The sequence below is a fragment of the Nucisporomicrobium flavum genome, from assembly GCF_016464385.1.
GTDB classification, from domain to species: Bacteria; Actinomycetota; Actinomycetes; order Mycobacteriales; family Micromonosporaceae; genus Actinoplanes; species Actinoplanes flavus_A.
The window spans coordinates 356,446-370,346 of the sequence record NZ_JADMLH010000004.1 but is presented as its reverse complement, the minus strand read 5'-3'; the positions used below and the strand labels follow the sequence as shown (position 1 = coordinate 370,346).

15 protein-coding genes and 2 tRNA genes are annotated in these 13,901 nt (G+C 70.2%); 4 read left to right on the top strand and 13 right to left on the bottom strand.

Annotated features, from left to right (window positions below):
- Positions 1 to 9: 9 nt before the first annotated feature.
- On the bottom strand, positions 10 to 1,452 hold the full coding sequence (gene leuC, locus IT780_RS13335; protein WP_199511804.1) for a 3-isopropylmalate dehydratase large subunit: 1,443 nt from the start codon (positions 1,450 to 1,452) through the stop codon (positions 10 to 12).
- Positions 1,453 to 1,501: 49 nt separating this feature from the next.
- Here leuC and IT780_RS13330 point away from each other — a divergent pair, with 49 nt between their 5' ends.
- On the top strand, positions 1,502 to 2,188 hold the full coding sequence (locus tag IT780_RS13330; RefSeq protein WP_127497394.1) for an IclR family transcriptional regulator: 687 nt from the start codon (positions 1,502 to 1,504) through the stop codon (positions 2,186 to 2,188).
- A gap of 81 nt (positions 2,189 to 2,269) precedes the next feature.
- Here the strand turns inward: IT780_RS13330 and IT780_RS13325 are convergent, their stop codons facing one another.
- The 4 genes from IT780_RS13325 to IT780_RS13310 all read right to left on the bottom strand — a co-directional run bounded on the left by IT780_RS13325 (position 2,270) and on the right by IT780_RS13310 (position 4,352).
- Positions 2,270 to 2,962: an N-acyl homoserine lactonase family protein gene (locus IT780_RS13325; RefSeq protein ID WP_199511803.1), complete on the bottom strand. Its 693-nt coding sequence runs from the start codon at positions 2,960 to 2,962 to the stop codon at positions 2,270 to 2,272.
- 222 nt (positions 2,963 to 3,184) lie between these two features.
- Positions 3,185 to 3,260, bottom strand: a tRNA-Glu gene (locus IT780_RS13320).
- A 103-nt stretch (positions 3,261 to 3,363) separates the two neighbouring features.
- A tRNA-Gln gene (locus tag IT780_RS13315) sits at positions 3,364 to 3,435 on the bottom strand.
- Positions 3,436 to 3,545: 110 nt separating this feature from the next.
- A complete protein-coding gene (locus IT780_RS13310; RefSeq protein WP_199511802.1) occupies positions 3,546 to 4,352 on the bottom strand; it encodes an NAD(P)H-binding protein in 807 nt (268 codons plus the stop codon).
- 70 nt (positions 4,353 to 4,422) lie between these two features.
- On the opposite strand from IT780_RS13310, the gene IT780_RS13305 reads away from it, so the two are divergent.
- Positions 4,423 to 5,187 (top strand): TetR/AcrR family transcriptional regulator, encoded by a 765-nt coding sequence (locus IT780_RS13305; RefSeq protein WP_199511801.1) that lies wholly within the window; start codon positions 4,423 to 4,425, stop codon positions 5,185 to 5,187.
- Here IT780_RS13305 and IT780_RS13300 read toward each other — a convergent pair.
- Positions 5,184 to 5,978: a fumarylacetoacetate hydrolase family protein gene (locus IT780_RS13300; RefSeq protein ID WP_199511800.1), complete on the bottom strand. Its 795-nt coding sequence runs from the start codon at positions 5,976 to 5,978 to the stop codon at positions 5,184 to 5,186. The two genes, IT780_RS13305 and IT780_RS13300, sit on opposite strands and share 4 nt — an antisense overlap.
- 175 nt (positions 5,979 to 6,153) lie before the next feature.
- Between IT780_RS13300 and IT780_RS13295 the strand changes: the two genes are divergently transcribed.
- Positions 6,154 to 7,137, top strand: a complete 984-nt coding sequence (locus tag IT780_RS13295) for a 3-methyladenine DNA glycosylase (protein ID WP_233412728.1) — start codon at positions 6,154 to 6,156, stop codon at positions 7,135 to 7,137.
- Between the two features lie 11 nt (positions 7,138 to 7,148).
- Here IT780_RS13295 and IT780_RS13290 read toward each other — a convergent pair whose 3' ends face one another.
- The 5 genes from IT780_RS13290 to IT780_RS13270 all read right to left on the bottom strand — a co-directional run bounded on the left by IT780_RS13290 (position 7,149) and on the right by IT780_RS13270 (position 11,083).
- On the bottom strand, positions 7,149 to 8,099 hold the full coding sequence (locus IT780_RS13290) for a phosphotransferase (protein ID WP_199511955.1): 951 nt from the start codon (positions 8,097 to 8,099) through the stop codon (positions 7,149 to 7,151).
- A 412-nt stretch (positions 8,100 to 8,511) separates the two neighbouring features.
- Positions 8,512 to 9,300 carry a phosphotransferase gene (locus IT780_RS13285; protein ID WP_199511799.1) on the bottom strand — a complete coding sequence of 263 codons (789 nt, stop codon included), beginning with the start codon at positions 9,298 to 9,300 and terminating at the stop codon, positions 8,512 to 8,514.
- 15 nt (positions 9,301 to 9,315) lie between these two features.
- On the bottom strand, positions 9,316 to 9,792 hold the full coding sequence (locus tag IT780_RS13280; protein WP_199511798.1) for a glycine-rich domain-containing protein: 477 nt from the start codon (positions 9,790 to 9,792) through the stop codon (positions 9,316 to 9,318).
- Positions 9,793 to 9,850: 58 nt separating this feature from the next.
- The gene (locus IT780_RS13275) at positions 9,851 to 10,786 is read right to left on the bottom strand and encodes a JmjC domain-containing protein (protein ID WP_199511797.1); all 936 of its coding nucleotides are present in this window, start codon (positions 10,784 to 10,786) and stop codon (positions 9,851 to 9,853) included.
- Positions 10,787 to 10,825: 39 nt separating this feature from the next.
- Positions 10,826 to 11,083 carry a hypothetical protein gene (locus IT780_RS13270; RefSeq protein ID WP_199511796.1) on the bottom strand — a complete coding sequence of 86 codons (258 nt, stop codon included), beginning with the start codon at positions 11,081 to 11,083 and terminating at the stop codon, positions 10,826 to 10,828.
- Positions 11,084 to 11,674: 591 nt separating this feature from the next.
- Here IT780_RS13270 and IT780_RS13265 point away from each other — a divergent pair.
- Positions 11,675 to 12,934: a helix-turn-helix domain-containing protein gene (locus IT780_RS13265; protein WP_199511795.1), complete on the top strand. Its 1,260-nt coding sequence runs from the start codon at positions 11,675 to 11,677 to the stop codon at positions 12,932 to 12,934.
- Between the two features lie 365 nt (positions 12,935 to 13,299).
- On the opposite strand, the gene arfB is transcribed toward IT780_RS13265, so the two are convergent.
- Together arfB and IT780_RS13255 are read right to left on the bottom strand one after the other, a co-directional pair.
- Positions 13,300 to 13,722: an alternative ribosome rescue aminoacyl-tRNA hydrolase ArfB gene (gene arfB, locus IT780_RS13260; RefSeq protein ID WP_199511794.1), complete on the bottom strand. Its 423-nt coding sequence runs from the start codon at positions 13,720 to 13,722 to the stop codon at positions 13,300 to 13,302.
- Positions 13,710 to 13,856 (bottom strand): hypothetical protein, encoded by a 147-nt coding sequence (locus IT780_RS13255; protein WP_233412727.1) that lies wholly within the window; start codon positions 13,854 to 13,856, stop codon positions 13,710 to 13,712. Before IT780_RS13255 ends, arfB begins: the two co-directional genes overlap by 13 nt.
- Positions 13,857 to 13,901 lie beyond the last annotated feature (45 nt).

The window sequence follows — 13,901 nt, the reverse complement described above, 5'->3', positions numbered from 1 at the left end:
TCTCCGTCTCTACAGGTCGGCCGGGGCGGCCAGCTTGCCGGTCACGGCGGTGGCGGCGGCGACCTCGGGCGAGACCAGGTGGGTACGCCCGCCCTTGCCCTGCCGGCCCTCGAAGTTGCGGTTGGACGTGGAGGCGGCGCGCTCGCCCGGGCTGAGCGTGTCCGGGTTCATGCCCAGGCACATCGAGCACCCGGCGAACCGCCACTCGGCGCCCGCGTCCAGGAAGATCTTGTCGAGGCCTTCCTGCTCGGCCTGCTCCCGCACCTGGTACGACCCCGGCACGATCATCATCCGGACGCCCTCGTGCACCTTGCGGCCCCGGATCACCTCGGCGGCGGCGCGCAGGTCCTCGAGGCGGCCGTTCGTGCAGGAGCCGACGAAGACCACGTCCACCGGAACGTCCTTGAGCGGCGTGCCGGCCTCGAGGCCCATGTACTCCAGCGCGCGGCGGGCGGCGTTGCGCTCCGACTCGTCGACGAACTCCTCCGGGTCCGGCACGGCGCTGTCCAGCGCGGCGCCCTGGCCCGGGTTGGTGCCCCACGTGACGAACGGGCTCACGGCGGCGGCGTCGAGGATCACCTCGGTGTCGTACTCGGCGCCCTCGTCGGTGGCGAGCGAACGCCAGTACTCCACCGCGGCGTCCCAGTCGGCACCCTTGGGCGCGTGGTCGCGGCCCTGCAGGTACGCGAACGTGGTGTCGTCCGGCGCGATCATGCCGGCCTTGGCGCCCCACTCGATCGACATGTTGCAGATGGTCATCCGGCCCTCCATGGAGAGCTTGCGGATGGCCTCGCCGCGGTATTCCACGATGTGGCCGTTGCCGCCGCCCGTGCCCACCTGCGCGATCAGCGCGAGGATCAGGTCCTTCGCGGTGACGCCGGGGCGCAGGTCGCCGACGACCGTGACGGCCATCGTCTTCGGCTTGGGCTGCGGCAGCGTCTGGGTGGCGAGGACGTGCTCGACCTCGCTGGTGCCGATGCCGAAGGCCAGCGCGCCGAACGCGCCGTGGGTCGCGGTGTGCGAATCGCCGCAGACGATCGTCATGCCCGGCTGGGTGAGCCCCAGCTGCGGGCCGATGACGTGCACGATGCCCTGCTGGGCGTCGCCGAGCGAGCGGATCTGCACGCCGAACTCGGCGCAGTTCTTGCGCAGCGTCTCGATCTGGGTGCGCGAGGTCGTGTCGGCGATCGTGAGAAGGTCGCCGCGACGGGTGTTGAACGAGGGGTCCGCGTACCCGGTCGGGGTGTTGTGGTCCTCGGTAGCGAGCGTGAGATCGGTACGCCGCACCCGGCGGCCCGCCAGGCGCAGCCCGTCGAAGGCCTGCGGGCTGGTGACCTCGTGGAGCAGGTGCAGGTCGATGTAGAGCAGGTCAGGCTCGCCCTCGGCGCTGCGCACGACATGGTCGTCCCAGACCTTCTCGGCCAGGGTCCTCGGCGTAGTGACTCCCACCATCTGGACATCCTAAATTCTGGGAGGTATGTTTCGGCTTGTGGGACACAGTATGAGCGGTGTCGGCGTTCTCGACAAGGCGGTCGTCATCCTGGCGGCATGCGTCGACGGCGCCAGCCTGGCCGAACTCGTCGACCGCACCAAGCTGCCCCGGGCCACCGCGCACCGGCTGGCGCAGGCCCTGGAGATCCACCGGATGCTGGTCCGGGACACCCAGGGCCGCTGGCGCCCCGGCCCCCGGCTCGGCGAGCTCGCCAACGCGGCGCCCGACGTGCTGCTGACCGCGGCGGAACCGCTGCTGTCGGCGCTGCGGGACGCCACGGGCGAGAGCGCCCAGCTCTACCTGCGCCGCGCGGACGAACGCATCTGCGTGGCCGCCGCGGAACGCGCCAGCGGCCTGCGCGACACGGTCCCGGTGGGCTCGGTCCTGCCGATGGTGGCCGGCTCCGCGGCCCAGATCCTGCTCGCCTGGGAACCGCCGGAAGCGGTCATGCCGCTGCTGCCGCGCTGCAAGTTCACCGGCCGCACCCTCGCGGAGGTCCGCCGCCGCGGATGGGCCCAGAGCGTCGCGGAACGCGAGCCCGGTGTGGCGAGCGTCTCGGCCCCGATCCGCGACCGCACGGGCCGGGTCATCGCCGCCATCTCGATAAGCGGTCCGATCGAACGGCTGGGCCGCCGGCCCGGCGAGCGGCACGCGATGGCCGTGGTGCGGGCCGGGCAGCGGCTGAGCGGCCTGTAGGGCCCGCTTCCCGATTCGCCGCGGCTCGCCGATAGGTCCTTCCGGCGGCTTGCTGTCACCGCCTTCTCCGACGGCTCGCTGTCACGGCTCCCAGACGGCGTTGTCGTGGGCGAAGACGACGCGGGCCGGGTCGAACTCGAGGAGCCGGTCGATCCAGGCCGGAGCAACCGGCAGCGGGTCCTCCACACCGTCCTTTCCGGCCCGCCAGGCCAGGACGTCACCGGTGAAAGCGGCCGCGTGGTCGTGACTCTGGCCGGCGACGATCACGGTGCCGTCGCCACGGCGTACGACGACCGACTGGTGGCCGGCGGTGTGGCCGGGCGTGGGAACGATCACGACGCCGGGCAGCACCTCCGCCTCCCCGTCCAGCTCGACGTAGCGGACGCCCGGCGCGTCGACCAGCCACGGCAGCGTGTAGTCCTCGACGGTCCGCGCGGCCTCCAGCTCCGCCCGCTGGGTGAAGACGGGACGGCCGGCGAGATCCGGATTGCCGCCGCTGTGGTCGAAGTGCAGGTGGCAGTTGACCACGTACCGGATATCCGTGAGCCCGACGCCGACGGCCCGCAACGCCTCCGCCAGGGCGACCCGGCGCGGCCGGTAGTGGGCGTCCACGTCGGGATGCGAGCCCATGCCGGTGTCGACGAGCAGCAGGCCGTCGGGGTGTTCCACCAGGTATCCGAGGCACGGCTCGACGCGCGGGGATCCGGTGCCGGTCTCGGTGGCCGGGCGGACGAAATAACCGAAGTCGACGCGGCGGACGGAGGGATCGCTCACACTGACAGTGTTCCCGGCCGAGCGGGCTGACGGTTACGCCCAGCGCAGAAGCAGCGCCGCCGACCGCGACCAAACCGCCGAAGCCGGAGCCGGGCCGGAGCCGGGCCGGGCCGCCGAAGACGGGCCGCCGGAGCCGGAGCCGAAGCCGGAGCCGGGCCGCCCGGGCGAGCCGGGCCGGAAAAGCGAATCGGCCCGTGTCCGCTGACACGAGCCGATCGATGCTGGTAGTCCCGAAGGGATTCGAACCCTCGCTACCGCCTTGAGAGGGCGGCGTCCTAGGCCGCTAGACGACGGGACCAGGCCTTGCCTTTGTTGCTCTTGCCCGGGCTTTCCCGCTCCAGCAACGGTGCTGAACACTATCAGATGTCCAGCGCCGCCGATCTCGCGGGGAGACCGTAGCGCTGGGGTACCAGGACTCGAACCTAGACTAACTGAACCAGAATCAGTCGGGCTGCCAATTACCCCATACCCCATTGGTACGGCTTGCCGTACCGAGTGGAAACTCTACCCGAGCCCATGGTGCCCTCCAAATCGGGCCCACACCCTGCGTTTCCGTGATCCCGCGATCACACAGAGAAGCCACCTACGGAGTGAAGAGTTCCCGGTGGTCACGGGCCCATTGAGCGAACGTTGTCGCCGGGCGTCCGGTGAGCTCCGCCACGGTCGGCACGGCCCGCTGGGGGTTCGCCGCCAGCTGCCGCATGCCGTCGGCGTACCAGGCCGCGTACTCGCCCATCGCCTGCTCGAGCTGCTGCACGAACTCGTCGTGGGGCAGGTCGACGTACGTGAGCCGCCGGCCGAGCGCCTCCCCGATCAGCTCGACCCGCCGGCGCCTCGTGAGCGACTCGGGGCCGGTCAGCTCGTACGAGCGACCCTCGTGCCCTTCCTCGACCAGGCACCGGGCCGCCACCGCGGCGATGTCCTCGAGCGCGATGGGCGCGTTCGCCGCCGACCCGCAGCCGTCGCGCACCACGTCGCCGGCGCGGATCTGGGCGGCCCACAGCTCCGCGTTGGCCATGAACTCGCCCGGTTCGAGGTGCACGTACGGCACCCCGCAGGCCTCCACGCCGTCCTCGATCGCCTGCCAGTGGTCCCCCTTGGCGCCGGCCAGGTCGACGATGCGCCGTACGCCCGCGGCAGCCGCCATCCGGCACACCTCGGCGTTCGTCTCGATCACCGGTGCGAGGTACATCCGGTCGACGCCCTCCAGGGCGGGCGCGAGGGTCGAGGGCCGGCCGATGAAGCCCCTGACCACCTCCACCTCGGCCGGCAGGGCCGCCTTCGCGGGGTTCACCGTGAGGGCGCGCACGCCGGTCGCGCCGAGCGCCAGGAGTTCGTCCACGACGAGCCGGCCGACGCTGCCGGTCGCGCCGGTGACCAGGATCTTCATCGCGCACCCCGTTCTCGTATGCCCTACGGAAACTGTTCTCGTAGGCTATACGAGAACGGACGGGAGCGCGATGGCGGAGAACGATGCAGACCGGGTGCTGGCGCTGTTGTGGCGGCACCGCAACCCGCCGCCGGGCGCCCGCACGGGCCGGCGGCCGCGGCTCAGCGTCGACGCGGTGGTGGCGGCCGGCGTCGCGATCGCGGACGCCGAGGGGCTCGAGGCGGCCTCCATGGCGAAGGTCGCCGCCCGGCTCGGCGTGGGCACGATGACGCTCTACACGTACGTGCCGTCGCGCACCGAGCTGCTCGAGCTGATGGTCGATCACGTGCTGGGCAGCCGCGACCTCCCCGGACCCGGCGATTCCCCGCCTTCGGACTGGCGAGACCGGATCCATCTGTACGCGCAACGCACGCTGGACATGTACCGGGCGCATCCGTGGCTGAGCCGGATCTCGACCGTACGGCCGCCGCTCGGCCCGGGCACGTTCGCCGAACGCGAGTTCGTGCTGTCCACGGTGGCCGGGGCGGGCCTGCCGATCGGCCGGGTCAACGAGGCCGCGCTCGCCGTCACGATGCTCGTCACCTCCGCGGCGCGGCAGGAGGGCGAGAACGTACTGCTGCGCAGGGCCAGCGGGCAGTCGAACGACTCGTGGTGGGCCGAGCGCAGCGGCTTCTGGGAGGACTGGTTCGACGAGGAACAGCACCCGACGATGACCCGGGTGTGGCACGCCGACGGGTTCGGCGGCGGTACGGAGGAGCAGGCCGCGGCGGCGTTCACCTACGGCCTGCGGCTCCTTCTGGAAGGCATCGCCCGCGAAGGCGCCGGCCCGCCCTAGTCGAGCGTCACCACCGGGTTGCGCAGCTCCCCGATGCCCTGGACGCTCACCGAGACCGTCTCCCCCGCCACGATCGGGCTGACCCCGGCCGGCGTGCCGGTGAGGATCACGTCGCCGGGCAGCAGCGTCATCACGTGGGACACGTACGAGACCAGCGTCGGCACGTCGAAGACCATGTCCTTGGTACGGCCGAGCTGGCGTACCTCCATCTCGTCGGGGTTGCGGCCCACCTCGCAGCGGACCTCGAGGTCGCTCACGTCGAGCTCGGTCTCGATCCACGGGCCGAGCGGGCAGAACGAGTCGAAGCCCTTCGCCCGGGTCCACTGCGGGTCGCTGCGCTGCAGGTCGCGCGCCGTCACGTCGTTGCCCACGGTGTAGCCGAAGATGGCCTTCTGGGCGCCGGCGCGGTCCACGCGGCGGGCGCCGGACGCGCCGATCACGACGGCCAGCTCGGCCTCGTGCTCCACCTGCTGGGTGACCGGCGGGATCCGGATCGCGTCGTTCGGGCCGATCACCGAGGTGGACGGCTTGATGAAGATCAGCGGCTCCTTGGGCACCTCGTTGCCCAGCTCGGCGGCGTGGTCGGCGTAGTTGCGGCCGACGCCGATCACCTTGCTGGAGAAGATCGGCGCGAGCAGCCGGACATCGGCCAGGGCCCAGCGCTGGCCGGTGAAGCGGACGTTCTGGAACGGAATGCTGTCGATCTCAGCGATCGTCAGGCCTGAGGCGGCCTCGCCCTCGACGACGCCGAAGGACACGCCACCGGCATGAACAAAACGAGCGAAACGCACGGTCGAACCCCATCCATCGAAAGCTTGCAGGCAGGGTCGAGGCTACGCGCTGCGCGGCACCGTATCCGTGCCGAGGCGGGGGAACTGGCCACCTCGGCGAAACCCGTTCGGACGTTCCTCACAACCGGTGACGCCGGGGCTCGATAGGACTGGACTTGCTGGATACGCTGGTGCGATGGGGATCAGCGGACGCGCCGGAGGGCATGCCGCCGGTGCGGAACTCGCCGGTGGCGGGCACGCGCTGACCACCGTGCTGCCCAGCGTCAGCTGGATCCCGCTGGCGAGCGCCCACGCGGAGCGCGCCGATGAGATGACCGCGGGGCACCGCGCGCGCAAGGCCGCCGGCGAGAAGCACGCCATAGAGGATTTCCTCTACGACTATTACGGCACCCGGCCGGCCCAGCTGCGCCGCTGGCACCCCGGGGTCGGCACAGGCCTCGCCCCGGCGCCCGACGGGCTCGCCGACCAGGCGGCGTGGAAGTTCTACACGACCCGGCCCGACGGCGTGGTGACGCTCGACGTCGAGGCGTACATGCAGGCTCGCGGGGAGAGCGTCCGCTACATCCACGGCCTGCTCACCGCGACCGCGTCCCGGCCGGCGTTCTCCGGTTGCTTCGGGCTGCACGAGTGGGCGATGGTCTACCGCCAGCCGGAGCACCGCCGCCACCCGCTGCCGCTGCGCCTGGGCCAGGAGCAGACCGACAAGGTCGTGGAGGAGCACCCGATCCGCTGCACCCACTTCGACGCGTTCCGGTTCTTCACCCCCGAGGCGGTCGGGCTCAACCGGCTGCAGCCGACCCGGGCCACGCAGGTCGACCTGGACCAGCCCGGCTGCCTGCACGCCGCGATGGACTGCCACAAGTGGGCGACCAAGCTCGGGCCCGCGGTGCCGGGCGCCCTCGCCCTGGACTGCTTCGCCCTGGCCGGCGACATCCGCCTGCTGGACATGCAGGCCAGCCCCTACGACCTCAGCTCCTACGGCCACCCCCCGGTGAAGATCGAAACCCCGGAGGGCAAGGCCGAGTACGTGGCCCGCCAGCGCGAGTTCGCCCGCCGGGCCGCGGCGCTGCGCGCACGCCTGATCCGGGTCTGCGAGGAGCTGCTCGGCCCGGCGCTGGCCGCGGAGAACCGCGAGGCCGTCGCACCCCACAACCTCTGACGGGTACGCAGTCAGGGGCGCCGCAGCAGGCTCAGCGCGGACGCCGCCCAGCCGGTCGGGTCGTCGCCGGGCGGCACCATCTCCATGGCCTGCCACAACACCAGCAGCTCCAGCCAGGAGGCCTCGGCCGGGGTCAGTGGGCGTACGGCCCGGTAGCCGGCGAAGAACTGCGCGCGAACCTCGGCCGGCACCGGCCCCCAGTCGTGGTAGCGGGTGCCGAGCAGGACCGCCGCGCGGGCCAGCTCGAAGAGCGAGGGCTCGCGCCGGGCCTCCTCGAAGTCGAGGACCGCGACGATCTCACCGCCGGCACACAGGATGTTGGCGGCGCGGAAGTCGAAGTGGACCAGCTGCCGCGGCAGCCGGTCGGGCGGCGCAGCGGCGACCATCCCCCGCAACCCCTCCCGGGCCGCCGCCGGCAGATGTCCGGCGCGCGCGTCGAGCCAGCCGGTGATCTGCTCGGTCAACGGCCGGGACCCGACCGCTGGCCCGGAGAGCCGATCGGCGTACGGATACGCCGCCAGCGCATCCTGCAGGCGGGCCAGCAGCGTTCCGGCAGCCCGCACCTGTCCGGGGTCACCGGTGTCGAGAAGGTCGCCCCCGATCACCCGCTGCAGCCCCATCGAGACGCCGCCGGTCTCCACCTGGAGCCGGCCGTCGCGCGTGGGAAGCGGTGCGGAGACCGGCAGCCCTTGCCCGCCCAACCAGCTCGTCAGCCGCGCCACCTCGGCCAGCCGCGCGAAACGCTCGGGCACCACCGACCACTTCGCGAGCAGCCGGCCGGACGGGGTGCCGACCCACGCCAGCGCGTTGCCCCCGCTCATCACGATCCGCTCGCAGGAGTCCGGGCGGAGATCCCAGTGCTTCTCCACCATGTCGGCGACCCAGCGACCGGCCGCCGGCCCATCATCGAAGCCGAACCGTCCGGCGAGCGCGTCGTAGGGGTCGTCCGGCTCCCACAGCATCTCCACGACCGGCACGCCGCTCACTCCATCTCTCCAAGGCGGTTGCGCTTGACGGGGAGCGACGCTTCCTCTCGCCGATGCGGCGCTACACCGAGCCGCACCCTAACGGGCGCGCAAGTCAAGACCTACGTCCACCTTCGCGCCGGTCATCTGACCACTGGCCGGTCCAGGTGGCGAGATCATGCATCCAGGGCGGGGCGCCCGGTTGCGCCTTCTGCGCCCTCTTGGCGGCGTTCGGCAGCGCGATCTGCGACCCGTGCGGCGCGCTCCTCTACCCGCATCGACCCAGCGATCCGCGCCGACCCGCTCGTTACGTTTGCAAGGGCAAAGGCTGCCCCTCGCCCGTGGCCGTCAGCATGGCGCTTCCGACTCCGCAGAGCATTTCTCCGAGCTTCCACCGGACCTGCAAGAGTTAAACCCTACGGTCGCCTTTGCATCGATGATCCGACCACTGGCCGGTCCAGTCCGCGAGATCGTGCATCCAGGCCGGCGAGTTCGGCTGGGCCTTAGATGCCCACTTCGCGGCGTTCTTCGCCGCGAAGTCGTCGAGGACATCAGGGCCGACCTCGCGCCATGCGGGATACCGTGCCAACCATTGTTCAGCCTGCTCGGGTGTGTGGCCGCTGCCGATCAGCCACTGGGTGAGGATGGCAAGTTCGACCCACGGTGCGGCCTTGGTCGCCATCGCCCAGTCGACGATCCGCAGGCCGTCCGGGGTGACGATGAGGTTGGCCGGGCCGAGGTCGGTGTGCACGAGGGTGTCGCCTTCCATCGCCGGGTGCTCGAATCCGAGCCGCCCCTTCGGGCTGAACAGCCCGACGTCCGGCGCCTGAGTCTTGCCCAGCGCCGTCAACGCTTCCCCGAGAAGGTTCAGATCGGGACTGCCCGGCGACAGGTCGGCGTGCGGGCCGTCGCAGTGCTCGAACCCCACGGCCAGCCAGCCGGCCGCCTCGAAGTGCCATCGGACCGCGGGTGAGTAAGACCCACTGACGGCCTCACTCACCCGCAGCTCGAAGCGCAACGACCTAACCCCGAAGTCAGAATGAGCCGCCTTGAGGAACACCTTCCCGGCTGGCCCGGTGACGGTTGCGGCGATCTCCGCGTGGTCACCGGTCGCGGCGGGCGAGATGCGGCAACCGCCGACTCGGTCGGCGACTTCCTTCGTGACGGCCTCGGGCAACGTGGCCCAGTCAGTGCGCATCGATCAGTTGCCCTTTCAGATGCCCGGGTTCGGCGGGCAGCAGGACTTCGCCTCGCCGTCCCAGAACTCGGGGTCGATGTAGTAGCCGGTCGCCTTGAGCGCCTGACGGGTGTACTCCAGCGAGGAGCCGTCCGCCATGCCCTCGGTCAGGATCGGCACGTGGTGCACGAAGCCTCCCGCGATCTGCTCGCAGGCGGCGGCGTACGCCTCGGTGTGTTGCAACGACGCGTGCCAGGCCGCGTCGACCGGTTCGGTCGGGACGACGCGGTACGAGCGGCCGTCGGGCAGCAGCCGGCCGAAGTCGGGGTCGTGCTGCGAGTCGGCGTGGGCCTTGAGCATGAGCAGCATCTGCCCGACGGCCCGCCGGGCGTAGATCTTGGTGACCTCCTGGCGGGCGGCGAAGAACTCGGCGAGCTTGTCGAAGGTCTCGGGGTCGACGAGGGCTTGCGGGTCCTTGTCGGCCTGGACCGGCAGTGCGGTCGTGAGCGTCACGACTCCTCCTTGGGGGTGTATGGATCGCCGACGCCTGATGCGCCGGTGAAATCCCGGATCAACGGGTCGATTGGTGGCCGATCTGACTCGGCGCGTGGGAGACGTAGTCGACGTTCGGTTCGGTGCGTGCCGCCTGAAGCAGCTCGGTGGCCAGTGCCGCGGTATCGGCGCCGGTAAGCCAGTCCGTCAGCAGGTCGCGTGCTTCGGTGACCTGTGCGGCGAAGGCGGCGGGGTCGACGACGCTGGCGGGCGAGATGACGCGCCGCAGTGGGGTCGAGGCGAGTGCAGCCTGAGCCAGCTTCCCGGCGAGCCAGTAGCCGGTGCGCTCGCGGGCCACGAACGTCACGTGGACGCTTTCCTCGGTCTGGCTGCGCGCGTGCGGGTTGTGCATCCAGCCGCGCGGCAGCACCAGGATCTGGCCGGGACCGAGGTCGAACTCGAAGTCGGGTCGCATCGACTTCATGCGGTCGAGGACGTCGCTGCCCGGCGAGGTGTTGGACGCGAACTGCTCGCGGTGCGGTTCCTCGACCCCGGGCTCCCAGATCTGCCAGGTTTTGCGCCCGGCGAGCTGGTTGATGAAGCCCATGTTCTGGTCCCAGTGGTGATGCAGACCCTGGCCGCCGGCCGGGGTGACGAAGCCGGTGGCGTACGTGCCGTATCCGGTCTCGTGCTGCATCGCCGCGCAGATCGCATGCACCTCCGGGCACCAGCGATGCAGGTTGCGCAGTTGGATCGTGTAGCCCCGGCCCCGCCACTTCGCGACCTTGCCGGGGTCGAGATAGCCGTCCGTCGTGTACGCCCGGGAGTGCAGCGCCGCTCCGTCTTTGATCACGAGGAGCTGCTCTGCGGGCGCGGTACCGGTGTCGAGGTAACCGTTGATGAGAGCCACGTTGACGACGCCGGGCAGGCGGCTGCCGTCAGACGGTGTGTGAAGCGCAGGCTTCGCCGGCCAAGCGGTCATCATCTCGGTGACCGTGGCCTCGTCGAACAACATCGATAGGGACATTCCAACCTCCGGGGGTGTAGGGAGTGGTTACGTCCGGGCGGGCTGCCCTGCTTCCGATCGAGCGGCCCTCACCTTCGCCGCCGTGACGCTGTCGAGCACGAGCTGTTCAGCAGCAACCGCCATGTCATCGGCCTCCAGCTCGATGACGGCTCGGCCCTCCTGCATGTGAATCCACGCAACGCGGTCCAGGGTTGTCCCGCCCCTCACCACGGGCGGCGCATCGAACGCGTCGAGCAGAAGGCCGAGCAGACCGGGGGTTCTTTTCGGCGGTTCCTCGGTTGTCATGCCGCAAACCCCGGCGGTTCGGCCCAGCCAAGAAATCGCTAATAGAGATCGGGCGGCGGCATCCCCGGACCGGCGGTCCAGTCGTCGATAGCTTCGATCAGAAAGGACCCGACGACGATCGACAGGCCGTGCGGAAATCGCTGGTATTGCTCGGCCAGCTCGACGTTGGCGGTAGCGCACGGCCACGGCTGGCCGCAGACTCGGCAGTCCCCACGTAGGGCGCTCGCCGTGGTGCTCCGTACGAGGTATCAGCATCACGCGCCCCTCGCGAACGCCGCTCCTGCGCCGGAGTCAGCGCGCCCGCGCGCCCGATCTGGAGCAACGGCATGGTGTTTGTCTGCCAGCTCGGGACGTTGGGGCGGTGGTTATCGGCGCTCTTACCGGGTCGCTGAGGGCCGTCAATGCGCGGAATTCCTCGCCTTCTTTGCCCTTGGCCATCCATGCCTCGAAGCAGGGCCAGGGCAGGCCGCAGGTGCATCGTCGCCGACGCAAGACCAAAACGCGACGCCACCATGCGCGCTTTTCCTCCCGATGCTGCATTGCGCCACCTGGCAGCATTGGCAGCACCCTGGCAGCACGGAGGGGGAAACCGTGGAAACGTTCGGGCAAGCTGCTCGGCGCCTGCGCGGTGGCATGTCACTCCGCGAGGCTGCTCGGCGCGCACACCTCGATTCCGGGCATCTGTCCCGAGTCGAAGCGGACAAGCGTCCGCCCACGCCTCTCATCGCTCAGGCGCTCGACGATGTCTACGAAGCAGGCGGGAAACTGGTCTCGCTGGTCGAAGCGAACGGCGAGCCGTGGGAGCTGCACCACGGGATGTGGCGGCCGAAGGACTCCGAGCTGCTGGCAGCCGCGGTGCTCACAACGACGCCTACAGCGGAAAACGCCCTCACCCTGGCACATCAATGGTTGATCGCCGAGCCGCCGCAGGTGACCGCCACTCGGGCAGGCCGCCGTATCGGCGTGGCCCAGGTCCAGGAGGTCGAGAAGCGTGTTCACCGGCTCCGCAAGCTCGACGACTACGTCGGTGGGCAGGACACACACGCGATGGTCACCGCTGAGCTAGCGGCTACAACCGCTTTGCTCCGCGATGCCGCCTACACCGAGGAGATCGGCAAACGGCTTCTCGTCGCCGTCGGCGAGTTGGCCCAGGTAGCCGGATGGGTCACCAGCGACGCTGGTCATCATGCCGAGGCCGAGCGCTACTACCTCGCTGGGATGCGGGCAGCTCACGCGGGCGGAGACGTCGCGGGTGCGGCGAACAATCTCTCGTCGCTCGCCTACCAGGTCGCGAACGTCGGTGACGCACGAGAGGCCGTGACGCTCGCGAAGTCGGCCTACGCCGGCGCTCGCAGTGTGGCTACCGCGACCACGAAGGCGCTCCTCGCGGAGCGAGTGGCCTGGGCCGAGGCCCAGGTAGGTGACGTGACCGCCGCCGAACGCGCCCTCGGCACAGTCGAGGAGCAGTACGAACACCGCCAGCCGGCCGACGATCCTATCTGGGTCTACTGGCTCGACGAGGGCGAGATCGACATCATGGCCGGACGGGTTTGGACGCAGCTACGACGCCCGCTGCGAGCGGTCCCCATCTTGGAGAGGGCGACCGCCGGGTACAGCGACGAGACGGGGCGGGAGACCGCGCTCTATATGACCTGGCTTGCCGAGTCCCTACTTCAGGCGAACGAAGTCGAGCGCGCGGCGGAAGCGGCTACGCGAGCGCTTCGCCTCTCGCGGAAGGCCGGAAGCTCGCGGGTCTCCGAGCGCCTCCGTCTTCTCCGCGCCAAGCTGGCCAAATTTCCCGGGGTGCCAGAAGTCGATGCATTCGAGGGCGAGGCCAGCGCCAGCGCGTAGCGCGCCGGACGAGCATCGGTTGCAGCCTTATCCCCGCCGCTGCGAGCAGCAAGCGCCGCTCCTGGTGCACCCCGTCAAATGGGCGGTCCGGCCTCCGCAGCGGATGGGAAGCCGCAAGGTCTGGCATGGCGCGAAACTCGGTGAAAGGATGCGCAACGTCAAAACGATCTCGTCACCGCCGAATCGCTGAACAAGATCAGATCTACCCAGCTCAGCTTCAGACGCGACCTCTTCATCGACTTCTATTGTCGCCTAGGCCGTCCATCTTCACTCCGACTGATCCCCGCAAGACCCCGAACGCACTTAAACACCGCCCGTATCGCGATACTTCTGCACGCTCCCGAAGATCGGGATAAGAGATTGCTTCAGTCTTCGTCGCTGCGGCGGTTGCGTTTGATCTGGGCTCGGCGCTTCTTCTCACCGATGCGGCGCTCGACTGAACCACGAGTGGGTTTTGTCGCGCGGCGCTGGCGGGGCGGGGCAGCGATGGCCTCACCGACCCGCATGGCGAGGCGGGCCTCGGCGGCCTCGCGGTTGCGGAGCTGGGAGCGGTGCTCGGACGCCGTGATGGTGATGACGCCGTCGATCAGCCGGCTGCCGAGCCGCTCAACCGCCCGCTCCTTCAGCGCGGGTGAGAGCAGGCTGGAGGCGAGCAGGTTCCAGGACAACTCAACCCGAGAGTCGGTCGTATTGACACCCTGACCACCCGGCCCGCTGGAACGGGAGAAACGCCAGTTCAGTTCGGCCTCCGGGATGGCGAGACCGGGCCGAATCACTACCTCCGCCATGAGGTCCCCCTTGCGGAAAGCCGGACCCGCGAGTCGGTGGTGTTGCCGCCCGGGCCGCCGGAGCGGGAGAAACGCCACGACAGCTCGGCGGCCGGGATGGTCAGCCGCTCGTTCACCTGGAGGTCGTCGGGCACGCGGCCCAGCATCGCACCACACCGGGCGCGGCCGCCACGCGGTTT